This is a genomic window from Paenibacillus sp. B1-35, assembly GCF_050474385.1.
GTDB classification, from domain to species: Bacteria; Bacillota; Bacilli; order Paenibacillales; family Paenibacillaceae; genus Paenibacillus_B; species Paenibacillus_B alvei.
In genome coordinates this window covers 104,026-125,360 of the sequence record NZ_JBCHVJ010000006.1, presented here as the reverse complement: position 1 = coordinate 125,360, position 21,335 = coordinate 104,026, and the positions used below count along the sequence as shown (strand labels likewise).

The 21,335-nt window shown below is 46.4% G+C and carries 19 protein-coding genes and 1 pseudogene; 13 read left to right on the top strand and 7 right to left on the bottom strand.

Annotation, left to right across the window (positions count from 1 at the left end; genetic code table 11):
• Positions 1–284: 284 nt before the first annotated feature.
• Together ACQ5BJ_RS19780 and ACQ5BJ_RS19775 are read right to left on the bottom strand one after the other, a co-directional pair.
• A complete protein-coding gene (locus ACQ5BJ_RS19780; RefSeq protein ID WP_268621661.1) occupies positions 285–1,352 on the bottom strand; it encodes a phosphodiester glycosidase family protein in 1,068 nt (355 codons plus the stop codon).
• A 17-nt stretch (positions 1,353–1,369) separates the two neighbouring features.
• Entirely contained in the window at positions 1,370–1,780 is a 411-nt protein-coding gene (locus tag ACQ5BJ_RS19775; RefSeq protein WP_005552197.1) for a hypothetical protein, read from the bottom strand.
• Between the two features lie 199 nt (positions 1,781–1,979).
• On the opposite strand from ACQ5BJ_RS19775, the gene ACQ5BJ_RS19770 reads away from it, so the two are divergent.
• Together ACQ5BJ_RS19770 and ACQ5BJ_RS19765 are read left to right on the top strand one after the other, a co-directional pair.
• Complete coding sequence (locus ACQ5BJ_RS19770) at positions 1,980–4,352, top strand: sensor histidine kinase (protein WP_005552196.1); 2,373 nt, start codon at positions 1,980–1,982, stop codon at positions 4,350–4,352.
• Positions 4,353–4,804: 452 nt separating this feature from the next.
• A complete protein-coding gene (locus tag ACQ5BJ_RS19765; protein WP_005552195.1) occupies positions 4,805–6,016 on the top strand; it encodes a PLP-dependent aminotransferase family protein in 1,212 nt (403 codons plus the stop codon).
• A 268-nt stretch (positions 6,017–6,284) separates the two neighbouring features.
• On the opposite strand, the gene ACQ5BJ_RS19760 is transcribed toward ACQ5BJ_RS19765, so the two are convergent.
• Both ACQ5BJ_RS19760 and ACQ5BJ_RS19755 read right to left on the bottom strand, forming a co-directional pair.
• A complete protein-coding gene (locus ACQ5BJ_RS19760) occupies positions 6,285–6,464 on the bottom strand; it encodes a hypothetical protein (RefSeq protein WP_430112059.1) in 180 nt (59 codons plus the stop codon).
• A gap of 76 nt (positions 6,465–6,540) precedes the next feature.
• The gene (locus ACQ5BJ_RS19755) at positions 6,541–7,437 is read right to left on the bottom strand and encodes a DUF2161 family putative PD-(D/E)XK-type phosphodiesterase (protein WP_268621668.1); all 897 of its coding nucleotides are present in this window, start codon (positions 7,435–7,437) and stop codon (positions 6,541–6,543) included.
• Between the two features lie 270 nt (positions 7,438–7,707).
• On the opposite strand from ACQ5BJ_RS19755, the gene ACQ5BJ_RS19750 reads away from it, so the two are divergent.
• Together ACQ5BJ_RS19750 and ACQ5BJ_RS19745 are read left to right on the top strand one after the other, a co-directional pair.
• A complete protein-coding gene (locus ACQ5BJ_RS19750; protein WP_289356108.1) occupies positions 7,708–9,603 on the top strand; it encodes a PrkA family serine protein kinase in 1,896 nt (631 codons plus the stop codon).
• 301 nt (positions 9,604–9,904) lie between these two features.
• The gene (locus ACQ5BJ_RS19745) at positions 9,905–10,447 is read left to right on the top strand and encodes a DUF2199 domain-containing protein (protein WP_268623034.1); all 543 of its coding nucleotides are present in this window, start codon (positions 9,905–9,907) and stop codon (positions 10,445–10,447) included.
• Between the two features lie 151 nt (positions 10,448–10,598).
• Here ACQ5BJ_RS19745 and ACQ5BJ_RS19740 read toward each other — a convergent pair whose 3' ends face one another.
• The gene (locus ACQ5BJ_RS19740; protein ID WP_268623033.1) at positions 10,599–11,459 is read right to left on the bottom strand and encodes a DUF368 domain-containing protein; all 861 of its coding nucleotides are present in this window, start codon (positions 11,457–11,459) and stop codon (positions 10,599–10,601) included.
• 116 nt (positions 11,460–11,575) lie between these two features.
• On the opposite strand from ACQ5BJ_RS19740, the gene ACQ5BJ_RS19735 reads away from it, so the two are divergent.
• The 9 genes and pseudogenes from ACQ5BJ_RS19735 (at position 11,576) to ACQ5BJ_RS19695 (ending at position 19,520) form a co-directional block, all read left to right on the top strand.
• Positions 11,576–12,214, top strand: a complete 639-nt coding sequence (locus ACQ5BJ_RS19735) for a TetR/AcrR family transcriptional regulator (protein ID WP_430112056.1) — start codon at positions 11,576–11,578, stop codon at positions 12,212–12,214.
• A 13-nt stretch (positions 12,215–12,227) separates the two neighbouring features.
• The gene (locus tag ACQ5BJ_RS19730; RefSeq protein ID WP_005551464.1) at positions 12,228–12,704 is read left to right on the top strand and encodes a DUF4188 domain-containing protein; all 477 of its coding nucleotides are present in this window, start codon (positions 12,228–12,230) and stop codon (positions 12,702–12,704) included.
• Between the two features lie 135 nt (positions 12,705–12,839).
• Positions 12,840–14,060, top strand: coding sequence for a hypothetical protein (locus ACQ5BJ_RS19725; RefSeq protein WP_430112055.1), 1,221 nt, complete (start codon positions 12,840–12,842; stop codon positions 14,058–14,060).
• A gap of 183 nt (positions 14,061–14,243) precedes the next feature.
• On the top strand, positions 14,244–14,723 hold the full coding sequence (locus ACQ5BJ_RS19720; protein ID WP_430112053.1) for a MarR family winged helix-turn-helix transcriptional regulator: 480 nt from the start codon (positions 14,244–14,246) through the stop codon (positions 14,721–14,723).
• Positions 14,724–14,815: 92 nt separating this feature from the next.
• The gene (locus ACQ5BJ_RS19715) at positions 14,816–15,961 is read left to right on the top strand and encodes an MFS transporter (protein ID WP_430112051.1); all 1,146 of its coding nucleotides are present in this window, start codon (positions 14,816–14,818) and stop codon (positions 15,959–15,961) included.
• Between the two features lie 233 nt (positions 15,962–16,194).
• Positions 16,195–16,833: an FMN-dependent NADH-azoreductase gene (locus ACQ5BJ_RS19710; protein WP_430112049.1), complete on the top strand. Its 639-nt coding sequence runs from the start codon at positions 16,195–16,197 to the stop codon at positions 16,831–16,833.
• 136 nt (positions 16,834–16,969) lie between these two features.
• Positions 16,970–17,382 (top strand): annotated as a pseudogene (locus ACQ5BJ_RS19705) (cell wall hydrolase); the annotation flags it as partial.
• A gap of 346 nt (positions 17,383–17,728) precedes the next feature.
• Positions 17,729–18,115, top strand: a complete 387-nt coding sequence (gene gerQ / locus ACQ5BJ_RS19700) for a spore coat protein GerQ (RefSeq protein WP_238555937.1) — start codon at positions 17,729–17,731, stop codon at positions 18,113–18,115.
• A gap of 181 nt (positions 18,116–18,296) precedes the next feature.
• On the top strand, positions 18,297–19,520 hold the full coding sequence (locus ACQ5BJ_RS19695; RefSeq protein WP_268621725.1) for an MGDG synthase family glycosyltransferase: 1,224 nt from the start codon (positions 18,297–18,299) through the stop codon (positions 19,518–19,520).
• Here the strand turns inward: ACQ5BJ_RS19695 and cysW are convergent.
• Positions 19,473–20,387 carry a sulfate ABC transporter permease subunit CysW gene (gene cysW / locus ACQ5BJ_RS19690; RefSeq protein WP_430112047.1) on the bottom strand — a complete coding sequence of 305 codons (915 nt, stop codon included), beginning with the start codon at positions 20,385–20,387 and terminating at the stop codon, positions 19,473–19,475. The genes ACQ5BJ_RS19695 and cysW overlap by 48 nt on opposite strands.
• A 61-nt stretch (positions 20,388–20,448) precedes the next feature.
• Positions 20,449–21,318 carry a sulfate ABC transporter permease subunit CysT gene (gene cysT / locus ACQ5BJ_RS19685; protein ID WP_005551450.1) on the bottom strand — a complete coding sequence of 290 codons (870 nt, stop codon included), beginning with the start codon at positions 21,316–21,318 and terminating at the stop codon, positions 20,449–20,451.
• Positions 21,319–21,335 lie beyond the last annotated feature (17 nt).

The window sequence follows — 21,335 nt, the reverse complement described above, 5'->3', positions numbered from 1 at the left end:
CCAGATTTAGAAATCGTACATAAAGTCTCATCTTACATAAAGCATTCCAAGAATAAAGCATAAAAAAAGAAGCCTTCCGGATTCGGAAAGCCTCTTCTTCTTACAAGCCGCTCGTCTTATCCTCATTGTAGCCAGCAGTCAGCATAGCCGTAATGAACATGGCGAATACGAGCATAATAATCCAAAATGTTACGGACATGATATGCACACCCCCAATGGATGCTTTTATTATACCCAAAACATACCAAAATGAAAATATGAAAAGCAGGTTGTTGCGCAAGTTGTCACTTAAAGAATAAGAAATGAGTAGGAAGAGAGCGCATCTCACCATCAGATGGCGTATTCACAACCCGGCCATTGAACACAAGTGTCGATGATCCGCCGCCATCCAGGTTGTATGCATCCCTGATACCAAGATTGGCCAGCTTCCGCTGTAATTCTTCCAAGGTTGCTCCTGAACTTCCGCTTTCATTATATCCGTCCACAACTAAAATGAGCAGTTGATCATCCTTGTAATTGCCGATAACCGTGCGCGGGGCCCGTGCAGGAGATGTCTTCCACTTATCAGGGATCGTGAGACTTGCACCATTTTTGAGCAAGGCAGGAACGAACGTTGCCCCATACTTTGGCTGGAGCTTGTCCAATTCTTCCTTCTGATAAAATTTTCCCCCGATCAATCGAGAGTTAACATCCATCCCAACGAAGGACAAATTTTTGAAGCTCGGCTCAAAGGAAGAGATATACTTGCCATTCATGACGGTGGTTCCGAGCGGATAACGCTTGCCTTTGCTTTCTGCATAACCGCCAGCATTAATGCCAGCAACCGCGTTATAGCGCTTCACGGCCTGCATGGTTGTCTCCGAGCCGCCATATTCATCATGGCCAAGTGTCATTCGCATCGCTTTAGGATCCTTCAACTTGACCTTCATTGCATATCCGCGATAGGTTGGCTGATTAATGATATATAGCTCCGCACGCAGCTTCTCACTGTCGATGCGTTCCTGAGGAGTGCCCAGCCGAGCTGTAATCCGTTGATCATAGATTCGCTCCGGACGCTTAGCCTGTTGGCTTGCCGTTAGGACGATGTCATTCATCGTGGTCGTCGTTTGCTTATACAAGGTAGAAATATGACGCACGGATTCAACGGTGTGGACAGCTATCTCCTTAGCCTTATCTAATTGTGAGGATACTCGGGACTGCTTTTCATTGAATGATGCCGGCTCAGCAAGCGGCGCAGTCTCTAATTGAAGCGACACACTTTGCGAAGAAATCAGCATCCATATCATCATGCCAAGAAAGGGTGCGGTAATCATCATGAACATTCGGTTGACTACTTTAACTTGCAACTTCATAAAAACCGCCTCGCTTGTTATTTCAACAAATCCATCTTCTTCTGCAGCGCTGCCAGCTGCTTTTTCACTTCGTTCAATTGAGTATACAGCTTGTTGCTGTTGTCTGTTTTGTTCGAAGTATTATCTTTCGTAAACGTAAGTAGTTCATTGAACGATTGAACTTTGCTTTGCATGGCGTCCATCTTCTTATTTAACTCGCCAAGCTGCTTTTCATAGTCTAATTTGACTTGCTGCAGCTGGGCTTGGGTTTGCACTTGGAGTTCCTGAAGCATCGATTTCTTCATATGGGTGCTGTAGAAGTAGGTAGCAGTTACTCCAATGCCGATCATAATGACCCAGAAAAGGAGAAACCATTTGGCGCTAGCTCCGCTCGTCTTCGTTCGGGAGCGACGTGCACTGTCGCGTTCTGTCTGTGCTGTTGGTTGCATTGAATCACCTCGAAAGAAGTCGAATGGTAAGATAAAAACAATACTCATTCTAGCATGAATTCTATCATTTTTGGTGGTGAAAATGCAAAATTCATACAAATCCTGCATTGAAGTTACAGGAGGGGTTCGATAGAATAAAGGAGGGTTTATGATGAAAAATGTCGATAAATGATACTTCCGTCAGGGGTAAAGAAAAGGGATGGAAAAAATAGATATCATATCAAAATACTTGAAAACGTTTACAAAAATAGGATTAATTGTATTGCTTCTATTACAATGCTGGTTTGTTTTTATTACGGTTCGATATCCGTACCTAGGGCTTCGCGTAGAGATTGAGCAGGGAGAATGGAAAATTGCTGAATTTTCCAATGGCCAATTTGCGAAGCGTCAGCAACTAGAGGTTGGAGATCGCATTGTAAGCATTAACGGCAAGCCGCCGCAAGAGCATCCGACCGTACGTCGATGGCACACCGTTGAACAAGCTGAATATATCGTTATCGATCATCTCGGGCATAGCAGGTTAATCGATATGGCGAATGAACCGCGCCATCCATTTTCCGGTGTGCTGCCTTTCGCAAGTGAATTCATTTTTATTGTGCTTGCAGGATACATATGGTGGAAGAAACGTTCTGCTTTATCCATGAGGATGCTGTGCTGCTTGCTGCTCATTATGATCATCATTTATATGAGTATGGGGGCTACCTTCCGTGGAGATCTGATTGGGCAAATCATTATTTGGTCTGCTGTTGCCTTAATGCCGATCGTACTACTGCACTTCATTGCACAATTTTTCTATGAGAAGGCTGGGATTACATACTCGCGTCGAGGCATTTATTTGTTCTATGGAATCGTCGGCATGTATTTCGTATTGAAATCAACATTCTTGTTGACCGATTATGTGTATGATGTATATCAAATCGATAATTTTGTTGCAGATTGGCTCTTTTTGAGCGGTGTCGCTTACAACTTCTATTGGGTTGCGTCGACCTATTATCGCAATCGTCAAGGTTCCCCTCATATTGCAGCGGTCATTCGTTATGTATGGATATGGATGGGGATTGCGTTTGCACCAATTCTTTTATTGACCTATGTTCCAATGCTGTTCCGGCAGGATCCGCTTGTATCGCCGCTGCTGACGGGGTGGTTCACGCTGCTGATGCCGTTAAGCTTTGTGTACTTGAATCAGTTCCATAAATTATCCGACCTCGAGATCGTAATCAAACGTGTAGTGGCGCTTGTCCTTATTGCGATGGTTCCTGGAGCGCTCGTGGTTGGACTAAATGCGATCATTTTCGTTGAATCGCATACGATTGTACAGCATGTGTTCAGCTTTGGTTTTATTGTTATTTTACTGTCTGTAGTGTTGTACAGCTTCCCTTACTTCAATCGGAAGCTCACGACAGCGATTTTTCCTAGCGATGAGCGGCTGAAGGAGTCTCTGCAATTGATTACGGGTCAATTAACGGCACTTGATACGATGCAGGAATGGGGGAAGGCTATCCTTTATTCCATTATTCAAAATTTGAACGTTCGAGGAGCGGCGCTCGTCATCAAGAACCCTCACAATGATGTGGAACTCTATATTGATGGTGCACTGGATGCAACGGAAGTGGAGCGTCGGGTTCGCTCGGGTCAATTTTCTTCGGAATCGGCTTATTGGTTCGAGGTTGAGCGGCATGATGTGTATATTGCTTATTTGGTAGTCGCACATCGTGAAGATGGGTCAGAGCTGAACATGGAAGAGCAAGAGTGGATTCGCCAATTGATCCGCTATATGAATATCGGCATGAAAAAAGTAATGATGATTCATATGCTGAATACGCAAATCGAACAATTAAAGCAGGAAACCGAGCGGCAGCCTGTGACCCTCCAGTCCTTAACAACAGGACCATGGGTAATCGAGAAAATGTTTGGTTCCATAGAGAAGGATAAAGGGAAGCTGTCTAACATGCTGCAGCATACCGTTATGCGACGTTTGCATGATATTGGGATTCAGCTTGATGCGATCCGAATGAGCACGGAAGCGGATGATGCACGGCAGCAGGCAGTCGAAATTGAAAAGCAGCTGACCGATGTAAATATGAAGCTGCGGCATACCTGCTTGGCACTCGATCCTCAGCTTATGCACACGGCGGGATTCGCCAATGCGGTACGGCAATTTATCGAAGGAGAATGTTCAGAGTGGGCGGAACGGGTGCAGTTCCAGGTTGATCCTGAAGCAGGGATAGACGCACTGTACCCCGTTATGAAGCTCCATGTATTCCGGATGGTGCAGGAGCTGCTGTATAATTCTTTTTACCATGCTTATGCACGCTCGATTGAGCTTCAATTGTACAAGGTAGATGGGCAAATTGTTATTTTGTATGAAGATGATGGAGTCGGCTTTGAAGCGGCAACTGTGTTCAATGAGCGTGCCAAGGTGCGGGGGCTGAAGCTTCTCCGTGCACGTGTATTGCTGGTAAATGGCAGTATGACATGGAAGGCTTCCCCTGGAGAGGGTGTCTGCATTATTATTTCGATTCCATTCCGAACGATAAATGGTTTGCTTCACAGTGGAGAGCCGACTGTTTAGAATGGGTGGATATACCAGAAAAAACATATTCGTGTTGATCGCATAAGGAGTGCCTAATCATCTTATTTATAGTGGTAGGGCACTCCTTATTGTTCGAAATGAGTTATACACATACGTATGATGGCAAGTTAAATGTTACAGTAGCAAGCATAAAGGCATACAAGAATACAAGCATGGAAGGAGATAATGCACGAAAGTTTGCTGTTCCTTAATCGATAGCTAACTAACATGTATTGGGGCATAGATTTCGCTTTCGCTTAAACATATAATTGAAGTAGTGAAACAGCCTGTACGGGTGCTTACACAATGAGAACGATCACTATATAATGTAATTATGATGCCGGATACGCTTACACAGGTGACAAGATTGTGATGACTGCAAATCATACTGACCGTTGCATTAATAATGCGTTGGGTGTATCATTTTTGGAAATAGGAAGGGATGATACGTTATGCAATATAATTTTTCTGCTCGTGTGCGCTCTGTAGAGAGTTCGGTAGTACGCGATATACTTAAACTGACACAAGGCAAGTCGATAATCTCATTTGCTGGTGGATTGCCTGCAGACGAATTGTTCCCGATCGATGCGATTCGTGAAGCTTCTGGGCGTGTATTTAGCCAAGGTCCCCAAGCCTTGCAGTACGGATTGACTGAAGGGGCCGTTGTGCTGCGCGAGAGACTGGCAGCTCGTATGAAGGCGAATCGTGGCATTCAAGCAGAAGTGGATGAGATTCTAGTTACATCAGGCTCTCAGCAAGCGATAGATTTATTCGCAAGAGCGTTGTTGGATCCAGGTGATGTTGTTCTGGTGGAGAACCCAACATATCTTGCATGCCTGCAGGTGCTTGGTTCCTATAATGCCCGCATCATTCCGGTGGAAAGCGATAGCAACGGCATGGTGCCAGAAGATTTGGCTGCTAAGCTGAAAGAGCACAATCCGAAGTTTGTCTATATCGTACCAACGTTCAGCAACCCAACAGGGCGGGTATGGAGCTTGGAACGCAGACAAGCGCTGTTGAATCTGTGCCTTGAGCACGAGGTTCTCGTATTGGAAGATGATCCGTATGGCGACTTGAAGTTTACAGACAATAACGTACCGAATATTGCTTCCTTAGAAGGCAAACCGGAGGAGCGAATCGTTGCATATACGAGCACATTCAGTAAAACGGTTGCCCCAGGTCTGCGTACAGGATGGATCGTTGCTGACAAGCAGGTGATTCGCATGATGGCAAGAGCGAAGCAATCTGCGGATCTTCACTCCAGTGTCCTGGATCAGCTGATCCTAGGCGAGATGCTTCTTCCTGAAGTGTTTGATCTGGATGGACATATTCGCAAGCTGTCTGGAGTATATAAGGAACGCATGGAAACAATGGCGTCCGAGCTGCAGCAAGAAATGTGGAAAGACGCGAAATGGAATACTCCGCAAGGTGGCATGTTCTTCTGGGTAGAGCTTCCAGAAGGTTTGGACGCGCAAGCATTGTTGAAGGTTGCAGTAGAGAAGGGTGTTGCATTTGTTCCGGGAACTTCCTTCTACGCTGGGGAGCCAAATCGCAATACGATGCGTCTCAACTATTCATTCGCGGAGCCTAGCGTAATTCGTACCGGTATGGAGCGCCTGACAGATGCTGCATCCGAATTCCTTGGCCGCTATTCTGGTGTATAAGTCAGTATACTGAAAATTGAATCTTTCGCAGTTGCACAGAAGTGCAGGTGGAAGCAATGGAATAGATAAAAACAAGCATCCCTTTTGAGGTGCTTGTTTTTTTATGGAGTCAGGATAGCGGCTATTTGATACAGAAAGTAAGTGGAATAGGATACTGTCATCAGAATTTGCAACTGTTTTTGATTCTGTTTCTATTTCTGCTCCTGTTCCTGCTTCTGTCCTCGCCCCTTTTCTCTCTTCCGCTGCTTTGGTACACTCTCCCCTTCGCTCAGTTACTGTGGATCGTTGCTGCGATTCCGAATCGTTGTTCTGCGAATTGATCTACTGAGAATTGCTGTTCTGCGAATCGTTGTTGTTCGAATTGATTTACTGTGAATTGCTGTTCTGTAATCGCCGTACTTCGAATTGTTGTACTGCGAATCGTTGTCCCGCAATCGTCGTACCACAAGTCAACTGACCCAAGGGGATAGTGGAACAAAGGGAGGAAAGGACTACATACGTGCTGAAATCATCCATTTATCTTATTACTGAGATAGTCCGGGCAGCTTCGCGATAATGTTTGCATACTGCGTGACGGCCGTTGTCCCTTCAGGTGTAAGTGTGTAAATACCACGGCTTTGGCGCTCGAACCAACCGTAATAGTTTCGTTGCAGTATGCTCGCCGCATCACCAACTCCCGCTCTGCTGCGCACAACAGCAGCTCGAAGAGGGCCCTCCTGCAAGACATTCGCCACGCGCAGTGCCTTCTCGCGATAGGCCGTGACGAGTGGCTGCTTCGTCGTACCGCCAACATTATAGTCACCGCTCCGCGCATGGAATTCACGAACGAGCCGGGATGTTCTGGCCTTGACCGTTTTAACTGGTTTAGGCTTATATAAGCTCCCTTGCTCTGTGCTTGTCCAGCCAGGAGGATGGCATATAGCCTCTACAAATGGCGCCTTGCGTTTGTAGAAGGTGACGAGAAGGAAGCCTATCCCAAGGCGTTCGCACAACTGACGAAGTCCATGAATAGAGTGGCTGCTTCGGGTTGCTTTTTTTTTGGCAACAGCAACGTATACTGTCGAGGACAATTTCATTCGATCTAAGGCCTGCAGCAGCAGTGTAACATTAAAGGAAGATTTCAGTTCTATAATAATGGGCTCTGCTTCTGGTGCACCTGGGCGGATGGCAACCATATCGCAATGGCGAACCTCGCCGCGAACTTGATATCCAATCGCTTCGAAGTATGCCTTTATAGGGGCATACAGCTCTGATTCCTTGCGGATTGCCCTCGAAAGCTCTGCTTGCTGCTCCTGTTGCTCAAGCCGCCCAGACGACAATGGTTGATTGATGATTAGCTCTGCACTTGACGCTTCGGTCTGCAGATTCTCAGATTTTTTTGCTCTACCGATTCGGGTAGTTGATGCTGTTGATTTGCCCATACCCAAGATATACTCCTTTCCCGATGAAAAAAAGGGGAGCTAAACATCATTATGACTCCTCCTCCCCCTAATTTCCTACTGCTCATTGCTCCATTATATCACGCTCGAGATCTACCTGAGGTTCGGAAGTATATGCAGTAAATTTTCGTGATATTCATAGGCTTGTTCCGCATAGTTATGTAGTACACTAATTTTTTCTCTAAAGTGAGACAGACGCAAAGCGGCGATAATGGCTGAGTTGCAAATCGGGAGCAATGGAGGTTTAAAGGGATGGACATATTCAAACGGATTTCAGAACATCGCGCCGAAAGTGAACAATTGGCCTGGACCGGAACATTCAAACAATATGTCGAGATGCTGCGTCGTGACCCCGCTCCGGCGATGACGGCACATGCGCGCGTGTATGAAATGATTGCGTCGTATGGTGTGGAAGAGGTTAACGGGCAGAAGAGATATAAGTTTTTCGATAAAGAGATTTTCGGTCTCGACCGTGCCATTGAGAAACTGGTGGAAGAATATTTCCACTCAGCTGCCAAGCGGCTTGATGTGCGGAAGCGGATATTGCTCTTGATGGGGCCTGTTAGCGGAGGGAAATCAACGTTGGTCACGATGCTGAAGCGAGGCATGGAGCAGTTCTCCCGAACCGAGCGGGGAGCTATTTATGCAATTAAGGGCTGCCCTATGCATGAAGAGCCGCTGCATTTGATACCGAATGAGCTTCGATCTGAGGTGGAGCGTGAACTGGGCGTCCGCATTGAAGGGAATCTTTGCCCGTCGTGCCAACTGAAATTGAAAACGGAATATGACAATGACATCGAGCAAGTGCTGGTGGAGCGGGTAATTGTATCCGAGGAGAATCGGATCGGGATCGGAACGTTCAGTCCATCAGATCCAAAGTCGCAGGATATAGCGGATTTGACCGGGAGTATTGACTTCTCCACGATAACGGAATACGGTTCCGAATCCGATCCGAGAGCATATCGGTTCGATGGAGAACTGAACAAGGCGAATCGTGGGCTGATGGAATTCCAGGAGATGTTGAAGTGTGATGAGAAGTTTCTATGGAATTTGCTGTCACTTACACAAGAGGGGAATTTTAAGGCGGGGAGATTTGCGTTAATTTCGGCGGACGAACTCATTATCGCACACACGAATGAGGCCGAGTATAAAGGTTTTATCGCCAATAAGAAAAATGAGGCGCTGCAATCTCGTATGATTGTCATGCCGATTCCGTATAACTTGAAGGTATCGCAGGAAGAGCGTATCTATTCCAAGCTGATCGGTCAGAGCGACATGGGGCATGTTCATATAGCACCTCATGCCTTGAAGGCAGCCGCCATTTTCTCTATTTTGACCCGTTTGAAGGAAAGCAAGAAGCAGGGTATGGATTTGGTGAAGAAGATGCGAATGTACGACGGTGAAGAGGTGGAAGGCTATAAGGAAAATGATCTGAAGGAAATGCAAAGTGAATTCACCGAAGAAGGAATGTCAGGCGTAGATCCTCGGTATGTCATTAATCGGATATCGAGTGCGCTTATTAAGCAGAACCTTCAATGCATTAACGCATTAGATGTATTGCGTGCCCTAAAGGATGGATTGGATCAGCATGCTTCAATTACCAAGGAAGAGCGGGAACGCTACCTCAACTACATCTCGATTGCTCGCAAAGAATATGACAGTCTTGCGAAGAAGGAAGTGCAGAAGGCATTCGTCTATTCGTTCGAGGAGTCGGCGAAAACACTGTTCGAGAATTATTTGGACAATATTGAGGCGTTCTGCAATTGGAAGAAGTTACGTGATCCGCTTACAGACGAGGAGCTGGATCCGGATGAGCGGCTGATGCGTTCCATCGAGGAGCAGATTGGCGTATCGGAAAATGCAAAAAAAGCGTTCCGTGAGGAAATTCTCATACGGTTGTCCTCATACTCTCGCAAAGGACGCAAGTTCGACTATAACAGTCATGACCGGCTGCGCGAAGCCGTGGAGAAGAAGCTATTCTCTGATTTGAAGGACATTGTCAAAATTACGACGTCCACGAAAACGCCGGATGAAACGCAGCTGAAACGCATTAATGAGGTCTCGGCCAGACTGATGGAGGAGCACGGCTACTGCCCGGTCTGTGCAAATGAATTGCTTCGTTATGTGGGGAGCTTGCTTAATCGCTAATTTAATGAATAACTGTAACTTTAACCTGCAGCTTAATGCTTGCAGGTTTTTTTATGAGTTCGACTGAGGCAAGAACTGTAAGGCAATGACGAGTGAGGGATGCCGAATTGCACTGTAAATCGAATCTACGAATTGAATAAAACGGTAAAAAGTAGGGTGAAAGGCGAAATTACACTTCTTTCGACATGAATAGACATCTTATTTGTTGTACTTTGTAGAATAATGTTGAAAAATGTTCACAAATATCCTCTTTCATTTCTCTTATTTTCGCGTAAAAAATAAGTAGAAGGAGTGGAGAGATATGGAAGAGAGAGAAACTAGAGCAGGATTGCAATGGAAGAGGCGGAGACACCGCGCACGATTTAGAAAGCCAAGCGATGCCCCATTGCTCAGTGTGTATACGGATTGTTCCGCACCATTTTATGTAACAGAAATTGAGCCGTGGGAGCGGGAAGAACGGTGTCAGATTACACCGGATGAGTGCATTATGGACGATGAATATTACTATATACACAGCAGATTGACCGTCCCGTTCCGCAATGGAAGAGGGCAAGTGAGTTGGGACGTATGGGTTCAAATTGAGCCGGAGCATGCGCAGCATTCTTCGTCCAGCAAGGTGCGCCATGTGAAGGGCCGCTTATCTTCCGCAATTCCTGGTTACCCAGACACGCTGACCTTGCCTGTGCAATTGACATTCCAAGGCTCATCGAACCTGCCAGAGGCGCATCTTGGCGAGACCGAGCATCCGCTCTATGATGAGCAGCGGGATGGTCTATCGTTCCAACGCTGGCTGGAATTGCGTCCGCTGCATAGCCAGTATCATCAACTGTCAGATGCCCGTTAGAGGAGCAGCAGCACAACAAGTAGAATGTCACTTACCTAACTGAAAACCTATACCGTGCATTCATACAACAAGGCACCTGATCTTTTGCTTTTGCAAATAAGATAAGGTGCCTTGCTGTCGTTTATATATAACAATTTGTTCGAAGCCAGCTTTATTGTTGTGGCTGCTGCTTTCCTAGCACGTAAGCTGCAATAAATCCGAGTATCATCGTAATAACGCTCACAGCCAACGTTCCAAGCGAGCCATTAAGCCCAGGATAGACCACGACTAACGAGCCGACCACCATCCCAATAATAATGGCATACATAATAGACGGGAATTTGGCAAGCAAGAATCGGATGAACTTGGTGCTGACAACAAATCCGACTATGACACCCGCACCAATAATGGCAATGAGCGGCAAGTTCAGCGTAGACAAGGCGTGAATAGCCGTCGGATATGCGCCAAGCAGAAGCAATACGAACGATCCGCTTACACCAGGCAGTATCATCGCCATGCTGCCAAGCCATCCAGCGAAAAATAGAAATATACCAGACGATGCAGTAAGCTCGATAATTGTGTTGTGATCGTCTGGTTTGAAAAATGCAGTACCCGCCACGGCCGCAGCTGCAATAAGCAGTAAAATATAGTGGATAGGCTTAAAGTTACGGGATCCATCAGCTTCTCTCCATAAAAACGGCAATATACCAACGATTAGTCCAAGGAAAAAGAAGAAGGTTGGCTGAGGATGTTCCGCCAAAAGCCATTTCATCACTTTGCTAAGCAGCAAAATAGCTGAACCAACACCGATACCAAGCGGGATAAGGAAGCCAAGATGCTTCTTCCATTCCCGGCTGAAGAACCCGCTGATCGAGGCGATCAGTTTCTCATAAAATCCGAGTACAACCGCAATTGTACCACCGCTTACTCCGGGAATTAGGTCACTTGCCCCTATTAGAATCCCGCGAATAATATTTTTCCACTCAAACACGTATCTATCTCCTTTTCTAGTACTTATCACTCCATTGTACATAAAAAGGACGCCGAGTCCAAACGAAGGGTGACTCCTATTAGAAAACTTTACTTGAGTTAATTTAAATACTTAGGTATATTTATTGTATTGCCGGCAAGAAAGGATTGAACTACCCGATGGGGATGACGAATATCCCGCTGAGAGAGCGGAAAAAAGCGAAAATTAAAGTCGCTCTATATGAAGCTTGTTTAGATATGAGCATAGAGCAATCATTTCGCGACATGAAGGTGGAAGAAATTTGCGCTCGAGCAGAAGTGTCGAAGGTTACCTTTTTTAAATGTTTTCCGAAAAAGGAAGATGTGCTTGTTTATTACATGTGTGTCTGGTTGACGAAGCGTTGGCTGGAAATTGATGAGCAAGGTCTTCAAGGATGGGAAGCAGCGAAGCATTTATTCGCCTGCGTAGCAGAAGATGACCGTCAAAGGCCAGGTATTATGCTTCGCTTAGTTGGACTGCTCGCTGAAGAGAAAATGCATCCATCTATGCCCCTTTTGTCGGATGCAGAGATATCTCTGCTTTTTCCGGAAAAAGAACAGCAGGCCCGGGAGATAGATCCGAATTTATATATTCTCATGAAGCGGATTGCGGAGGAGGCGATTTCAAAAGGAGAAGCCACGGAACGTTACAGTATCAAGCAGATGACGGAAATGTTGTTTACGATTTTTTATGGAGGGTATTTAACAGCCCATCTCATGATGAGGAGTCATGAGATTATGGCTTGTTATATGGAGCATTTAGAGGTTCTTGCTAAATAGGGGGGGAGAGAATATGGGGATTCATGTAGGTCGTTTTGCTGCAAGGATGGAAGGATCGTTCGTCGTATTCATTATTGGAATGCGGGTCAACCGCTGGTTTGCCATTCATAAATGGCTTCCGGTCATGCAAGCAATGCCGCGCATGATGAAGGAGCTGTATCAGGATAAGGAGCACGGATTTTTGCATGCTGAATATTTTATAGGTCGAAATGGTCCGATGCTGGTGCAGTACTGGCGATCCTTCGATCACTTGGAGCAGTATGCCAAAAAGGGATTCCATAAGGAAACATGGCGCAAATTCCATCAGACAGGCAAGGGTGGGAAGGTCGGTATTTTTCATGAAACCTATCGCATTGAACCTGGGCAGTACGAAGCGGTATACAATCATATGCCAGCATTTGGGCTAGGAAAGGCAGGCCAGCTTATACCAGCGGATGGGGAATATCATGGAGCTCGCCAGCGTATGAGCCAACCACGCGAAAAGAAATAAGTGCGTAAGAAAGACGCCGTATAAAATTTAGTATGAAATACATAATTGTTCCTCCTGTTCACATACTAACATCGTGCGCCGTGAAGATGAGAACGGCATGCGGATAAGATGAGAACGTATAGGAGGAATAGGCAAATGTCGAACGAATACTACTTGCGTCAGCCAGGTCAACAGCAATTTCGGGATTTGGAGCAGCAAGTGAACGCAAGAACGTCCAACCCGGTATCTTATACAAGCGATAGCAGCAACAGCTATGGTACGGGAACTACTTCGGGTTACGGAATGAGCAACTATGCGGGGACAGGAAACTATGGAACGTTAAGTGGTGGCGTGGCTAGAAATAGCTCACAACAGTCGACTGGATATGTACATAGTTATACTGCGCAAGATTCGCAACAAAGCGTGGTTCCAAATAATTTTCAAACAAGTGGTTATGTTGGCAGCATTACAGCGCAAACGCATGGGGCGCATCAAAATGTAGTGCCGAACAGCTTCCAGCCAACAGGCCAAGTGCAAAGCATTACAGCGCAAACGCATGGAGCGCATCAAAATGTAGTGCCGAACAGCTTCCAGCCAACAGGCCAAGTGCAAAGCATTACAGCGCAAACGCATGGAGCGCATCAAAATGTAGTGCCGAACAGCTTCCAGCCAACAGGTCAAGTGCAAAGCATTACAGCGCAAACGCATGGAGCGCATCAAAATGTAGTGCCAAACAGCTTCCAGCCAACAGGTCAAGTACAAAGTATTACAGCACAGACGCATGGAGCGCATCAAAATGTAGTGCCGAACAGCTTCCAGCCAACAGGTCAAGTGCAAAGCATTACAGCGCAAACGCATGGAGCGCATCAAAATGTAGTGCCAAACAGCTTCCAGCCAACAGGCCAAGTGCAAAGCATTACAGCGCAAACGCATGGAGCGCATCAAAATGTAGTGCCGAACAGCTTCCAGCCAACAGGTCAAGTGCAAAGCATTACAGCGCAAACGCATGGAGCGCATCAAAATGTAGTGCCGAACAGCTTCCAGCCAACAGGTCAAGTACAAAGCATTACAGCACAAACGCATGGAGCGCATCAAAATGTAGTGCCAAACAGCTTCCAGCCAACAGGCCAAGTGCAAAGCATTACAGCGCAAACGCATGGAGCGCATCAAAATGTAGTGCCGAATAGCTTCCAGCCAACAGGCCAAGTGCAAAGCATTACAGCGCAAACGCATGGAGCACAACAAAACGTGGTTCCGACTCAATACCAATCCAGAGGCCCAGTAGGCAGCATTACAGCTTCCACTCAGGAAGCTGCGAATGAGTATAGCTCATCGAGCATTGTCCAAAGCGTTTCCGATCAATCGTACACTTCGTAATAAGCAAGAAAGACGGTTCAGAAATGAGCCGTCTTTCTTTATGTAAATGTATGTATATGAAGTTATTTATATATAACTATTTACATTGACTGAGATGTTGTTATAATAGTTGTTATGACAAATTATTAGTTGTTGTAACAACTAATTCAAACGCAAGTGAATGGTTAGGAGGAACATAACATCATGATATTGCATTTGGAACGTAGGGTAGGGTATATGCTCGGTCAAACCCACAGAAGGCTATGTGCAGAGTTAGGGGCACGATTCCGTCCATATGATATGACGATTGAGCAGTGGGGAGTGCTGATCCGACTCATTGAAGAGGAAGGCATTACGCAAAAGAAATTAGCAGAACGATGCGGCAAAGATCAGCCGACTTTAACGCGAATTATACAGTTATTGATGCGCAAAGGCTGGGTAGAACGAGCGATCTGTAAGCAGGATCGACGTGCATATCGATTAGCAGCTACCCCTGCTGGCCGAAGTGTTGTGGAGCAGCTTGTGCCGATCGAGCAGGAATGCATCGCACAAGTAATGGCGGGGTTCACAAGTGAAGAGGAGCAGCGATTGCTGGAGTCTCTGCAGCGAATCCAGAATAACGCAGCATTGGCGGAGAAGGAACGCTTGACCGCTTCCAGTAACGAAAGCGGTGAGGATAGATGAGGGCAAATATTGAAAAATGTAATCCCCAGAGCGAGGAAAGGCAGCCCTTATGGACAAAGTCCTTTATTGTGTTAGCCGGATCGAATTTTCTAGTGTCGTTGAATCTGCTGATGATTACCCCAGCTCTTCCAGCTTATGTGAAGGAAGCTTATCAAGCAGACAGCATGACCGTAAGCTTCGTCGTGAGCTTATTTGCGTTATCGGCTATCGTAACCCGCTTGTTCGCAGGGCGATTTTTTGATCGATTCCAAGCAATGAGCATATTGATTGTAGGCCTGCTCATTTATGCGTTGTCGACGGGTGCCTATGCATTTGTTCCATCCTTAGCCTTGTTCATGTTAGTTCGCATGATTTACGGCGCTGGATTTGGCATTGCGAGCACCGCACTAGGAACGCTGGCCACTCGCATTATTCCGCCACGCCGAATAGGTGAAGGAATGGGTTACTATGGCCTATCCAATAGCCTATCGATGGCAATTGCTCCAATTATCGGCTTGTGGCTGCTGCAAAGCTTCGGGTATGAGTACTTAATTGGAACGACGTTTGTACTAATCATTATTATTTTTCCAATGCTGCCCTTGTTGAAGAACAGAAAAACAGCAAAGAGCCATGCAACGGTTCGAGCGACAGGTTCATGGATTGACCGAAGGGCATTGCTGCCGTGTATTCTTAACTTTCTAGTCACAATAACATACGGAGGCATATTGTCATTCATCACGATGTTCGGTCAAGAGAAGGGGATTGGCCATGTAAGTCTTTTCTTCTTATTCAATGCTATTTCGATATTGGTTGTTCGTACGTTTGCTGGCAAACTGTATGACAGTAAGGGCCATATTGCAGTGGTACCTGCGGGAGGAATTGTTTTGGCTGTCTCGCTTGTCGTTCTAGCTTACAGTACATCCACTTGGATGCTCTGTGCTGCCGCTATCCTATATGGACTTGGTTATGGAAGCCTTCAGCCGGCATTTCAAGCATGGGCTGTTCAGCGAGTGCCTGCCGATCGACATGCTGCTGCTACAGGGATGTTCTATAACTCCATCGACCTAGGTGTTGCGATTGGCTCATTAGCGCTCGGGGCAATTGCTTCTGTAACGACGTATAGCAACACATATCTGGTGTCTTCCATGTCCGCTGTAATCTTGCTTCTTATTTATATGTCCGTAGTGATACGTGATCGGGCTTCACAGTTTGGTGGAAAGGAAAGCACTGATGGTACCTCCATAAGTGCAGCAAAATAACAATTAAAGATTCTCAAATGGTTCATTGCTTTGGTCGTGAAAATAAATTTAACTCATTTACTTGACAAAAGTAAGTATGGAGTTTATTATACTTACATAAAGTAAGTAAATGTTATTAAATAGGCGGACAATGCTGAGTCAACATCAACAATTTGCCGCATGCTATGAGTTGTCTTATCGGAATGAGCATGTATCCGTAAGTTAACGAAACAAATCCATTTTGAGGTGAACTGATGAAAAAGGTACTTGTTATTAACTCCAATCCAAAACCAACTGAATTGTCTTTCGGTCTTCGTCTTGGTGAGCACTATTTGGCTGCTCTTCAAGCAGAAGCTAATGTTCAAGTCGAACGCGTAAATTTGTATGAAGAAAACATTCCATTGATCGACGGCACAGTATTGGATGCTTGGGGTAAAGCTGGAGCAGGCGAAGCTTTGTCTGCTGAACAAACAAACACATTGGGCCGCATGAATGAGATTTTGGAGCAATTTATTGCAGCAGATGTTGTTGTATTCATTACTCCAATGTGGAACTTGAGCTATCCGCCGCTTCTTAAAGCATATATCGATAACGTGATTATCGCTGGCCGTACATTCAAGTACACAGCAGAAGGCCCACAAGGCTTGCTCGGAGGCAAGAAAGTGGTACACATCGAAGCGCGCGGCGGCGTATACTCCGAAGGTCCTACAGTTGGTCTTCGCTTCGCAGACACTTATCTGCAAGCGATCATGGGCTTCATCGGCATTAGCGATTACGAAAATATCGTTGTAGAAGGCATGGCTGCGACACCTGATCGTGCAGAAGAAATTCTTGCTTCCGCGAAGCAACGTGCTGAGCAAAGCGCTAAAAGCTTGGCAGCATCTATGAAATAAATAAATTGTAACAAATGATGAAAGTTCGCACTTCACTATAAGTCGGCTCCAATTGGAGCCGGCTTATTTTTCGTTGTCACCAAATGGGCTCTTGCACATATGATGGTATCGAGTGACAGGAGGAAGGAGGTTGCAGATGGCGGTCATTAAGGTGAATTCAGAAGATGTCAGGCTCCTTGCACGCTTATGCGGGCTGAAGCAGAAGATGAGGGGGAGCCTGGCATGCTCACGGTAGGCAATGTCGGGTAAACCGAATCCGTGGGGACTGCTTAGATTTCCAGGATATTCGCTCAATGAGGGATATGGTATCAAAATCCAGGGGATTGAGGCTGCGCAGAAGGGTTATTCCGATCAGCGTGCCCGTGATGCCGATATTCGGTTGGCGCAGCGAGCGATTAATGGAAACGCACCTGGCCTGCTTCATAATGCACTATGTTCTTCAGACCAGTTGGAGATTGCCCGGATACGTGGTTCAATCAACAAAATTCAGGTCGCTATAGGGCACATAGTTTCTTTTCTCCATCTGGAGACGACTGTCCAGAAGTATACAGTGGGCAATGGTTAGTCATTATAAAATCAGTCCATGTAGAGACTGTAAAGGAGAGAGTGTTGCATGAATTACATGAGTTATGGTAATCCAACTCCAAACCAATCCGATTTTCATTCGATTTCTCCAATGAGCATGTCAAAAGGCGGGTCTTGCTGCGGCTCAACAGCTCCGACTAGCCCAACACCGACACCATATCCTGCTCCGTGGACGCAAGGTGTAACGATGCAGCATATGGCAATGCACCACCCTACTGCAAATCAGCCTATGGCGATGCAGCCGATGGGAATGCAGCCCATGTCAATGCAGCCTATGGCCATGCAACAGCCTATGTCAATGCAGCAGCCTATGGCGATGCAACAGCCTACGACAATGCAACAACCAATTGCTATGCAGCAAGCTACACCGCCTATGGTTTCCAGCGGAGATTTGATGACACCTTCCGGCACAATTACGGGGCTTCCTCAAGAGCAATCTTTCATCGAAAATATTTTACGTTTGAACATTGGCAAGGTCGGGACGTTCTATATGACATATGAGAACAACTCGGAATGGAACGCTAAGATATTCCGTGGAAAAATTGAGGCTGCTGGCCGTGACCATCTCATTATTAGCGATCCAAGAACAGGTCAGCGCATTATGCTGTTGATGGTTAACTTCGATTATGCCACATTTGATGAGCCTCTTAACTATCAGTATCCTTTCCGTGAGACTGAATCCACAGAAGAGCAATAATCAATGAATAGAAGGTAAATCCGCCAGCAAGCCGCCGCCTCTCAGAGGGACTGGGCGGCTCTTTGCTTTCTATTCACAAAACATCCAACTTCCGTTAAATCTCTGATGAGGATGAAGCGTTATAATCCGAAGGAAAGGAGAGAAAAATAAAATATCCGAAGGAAAGGAGGAAAAATAAAGAATGCAGAATGCTGCTTACAAGATCATGATCTTAACGTCCCGATTCGGGGAGGGGCATTGGATGGTTACACACGCACTCAAAGGTCAGTTGGAAAGGCTGGGGGCGCAGGTTATCGTTGTAGATTTAATGGCAGAGGCGCATCCGATGATGGATGCGATGTTTCGTTTTTTATTTGTGCAAAGTCAGACGTTGTCGCAATACGGCATTCATTATTATGGATGGAGCTACTATTCAACCCGTCGAATAGAACGAACACATCCTCTTGTACGAACTGGCTTTACGCTAGGCAAGCGAAAACTCAAGCAGCTTCTGGTGGAGCATCGGCCAGATGGCATTATTAGTACTTTTCCCTATTTTGATGTATCCTCTGTTGTCCGCAAAATGAACAAGCATATCCCTACGTTTACAGTAATAACTGATTATGATCTGCATCATCGCTGGATATTGTCCACAACGGATCGGTACTACGTCGCTACGGACGATCTAGCTGAACAAATGATTCTCTCAGGCATCTCTCCAGAGCTTGTGCATGTAAGTGGGATTCCCATTCGCGATGAATTTGAGATGCAGCCAGCAGCCTCGAACAAGCAGCATTTTCTTTGTTCTAGCCATTTGAAATCAGAAGCTATGTTCCGTAAATATGGATTAAATTCGAATCTTCGCACCACTTTAATCATGTCAGGTGGACTCGGAACTCAGGCGTTATCGAATCGATTTCTTCGCTTGCTTGAAAGAATACCGAATCATCAGACTGCGATCGTATGCGGCAGAAATGAACGCCGGGAATCAGAGCTTCGGGCGAAGTTTATCTATGCTGGGAATGTCCATATATTCGGCTATGTGACAGCAATTCACGAGCTTATGTCTTGCGCCGATGCGATGGTGACGAAGGCAGGAGGCGTTACGTTGACCGAAGCACTTGCCCTGCAGGTTCCGCTATTTATTGCACGTCCCCAACCGGGTCAAGAGCGAGAGAATGCTCGATATTTCGCCCGACATGGGGCAGCCCTTGTTGCGCGGCAAGATATAGAGCTGGCGATAAGATTGTGCGATGCGTACAATCAGCCTTCACTGCTAGAAACGATGAAACGCAGTATGGCGAGTCTAACGCACCCGCATGCTGCACAGCGGATCGCAGTTGACATCCTGGATACGATTACGACGGAACGGCCGTACTCATTCTTGTTTGCGGGCAAGCCAATGCTTAGCCGCAATGGTCAATAAAGCTACACATACAAGCAGCGAAGAAACGGCGAACGCGGCAGAAAATTGATATTCGTTATATAGAATTTCAATATGGAGCGGCATCGTGTTCGTCTCGCCTCGTATATGACCCGATACGACGGATACTGCTCCAAATTCCCCCATTGCCCTTGCATTGCAAATGATTATACCGTACAACAGCCCCCATTTTATGTTCGGCAACGTTACGCGCCAGAACATGCGCCATCCACTAGCTCCTAAGGTTGCGGCTGCCTCTTCTTCCTGTATGCCCTGCGTCTGCATAAGCGGGATGAGTTCTCTTGCCACGAAGGGAAATGTAACAAATAGAGTAGCTAGCACAATGCCAGGCAGCGCAAATACGATCCGAATGTTATGATCATCCAGCCATTCACCGAACCACCCGTTAGCGCCAAAGATCAGAATAAATAAAAAACCTGCAATGACAGGCGATATAGAGAAGGGGAGATCCATTAAGGTAATAAGCCATTGTTTGCCGCGAAAGGAGAACTTGGTTATGCACCAAGCTGCAGCTAGACCGAATAGGGCATTCAAGGGCACAGTAATTGCCGCAGTGAACAGCGTAAGCTGGATAGCTTGCAAGGCATCCGGATCAAGAAGTGCTGCCAAATAGACATCCGCACCTCGCTTGAAGGCTTGCACGTATACAGCCGCTAATGGGAGTAGCAGGACGAGACTAATAAAACCAAGTGCAATCACAATAAGTGTATATCGGACGACGGGTGATTCCGTGGTGCAGTTGTTAGTTTGAGAGGCTGACGGTAGGCGATGATTGCGATGCGACTCCAATTCCTGCAGGAGTTTGGGCTGAGACTTGGAATGGCCGTGCAGCAAGGGAATATGCGTCATTCAGATGTTCTCCTCCTTAGGAAATAGATTTATGAAATAAGACAGATCTGGGTAATTTGTTCTAGCTGAAAGTTCGAGCGCTCATCCGCCATTGAATCAGATTGATCAGGAAGAGGAGGATGAAGGAAATGACCAGTAAAATAAGCGCGATTGCAGTGGCTGCGGCATAGTCGTATTGTTCCAGCTTCGTCATAATGAGCAGCGGAGCAATCTCGGTCTTATACGGCATATTGCCGGATATGAATACGACAGAACCATATTCGCCAATTCCTCGCGCGAAGGCGAGCGCAAAGCCTGTCAGCAGCGGTGGAACCAACTCGGGAAGAATAATTTTCATAAATACGGAGGAGCGCTTGGCGCCTAATGTGGCAGCTGCTTCTTCGACTTCTGTACCCCATTGTTCCAGAACAGGCTGAACCGTGCGAACGACGAAGGGAAATCCAATAAAGGTAAGTGCTATCATAATGCCAAGCAGTGAATAAGCGCTGTGAATGCCGAGTGGGTACAGCAGTTGGCCAACCCAACCGTTCTCCGCGTAAATGGATGTAAGAGCAATGCCTGCTACTGCGGTAGGCAGCGCGAACGGCAGGTCAATCAGTCCGTCGATCCACCGTTTTCCGGGAAATGAATAGCGGACAAGCACCCAAGCGACGATGAGCCCAAATCCAACATTCAAGAGCCCCGCGGCAAAGGAAACGATAAAGCTGATTCGATAAGCAGCGATGACGCGCTCATCAAGAATCGTGTTCCAAAACTCATTCCAGCTCAGTTCCGATGTTTTCAAGACAATCGCTGATAATGGGATAAGCACAATAAGGGACATATACAGTAAAGTATAACCCAATGTAAAACGGAAGCCGGGAAGCACGGAGTAGGGGCGCTTCCGCGGCGGTTCTGGAGAGCGGCTCAGGGCGGTGGAGTGTGAGGTCATGATTACCGTGCTCCCTT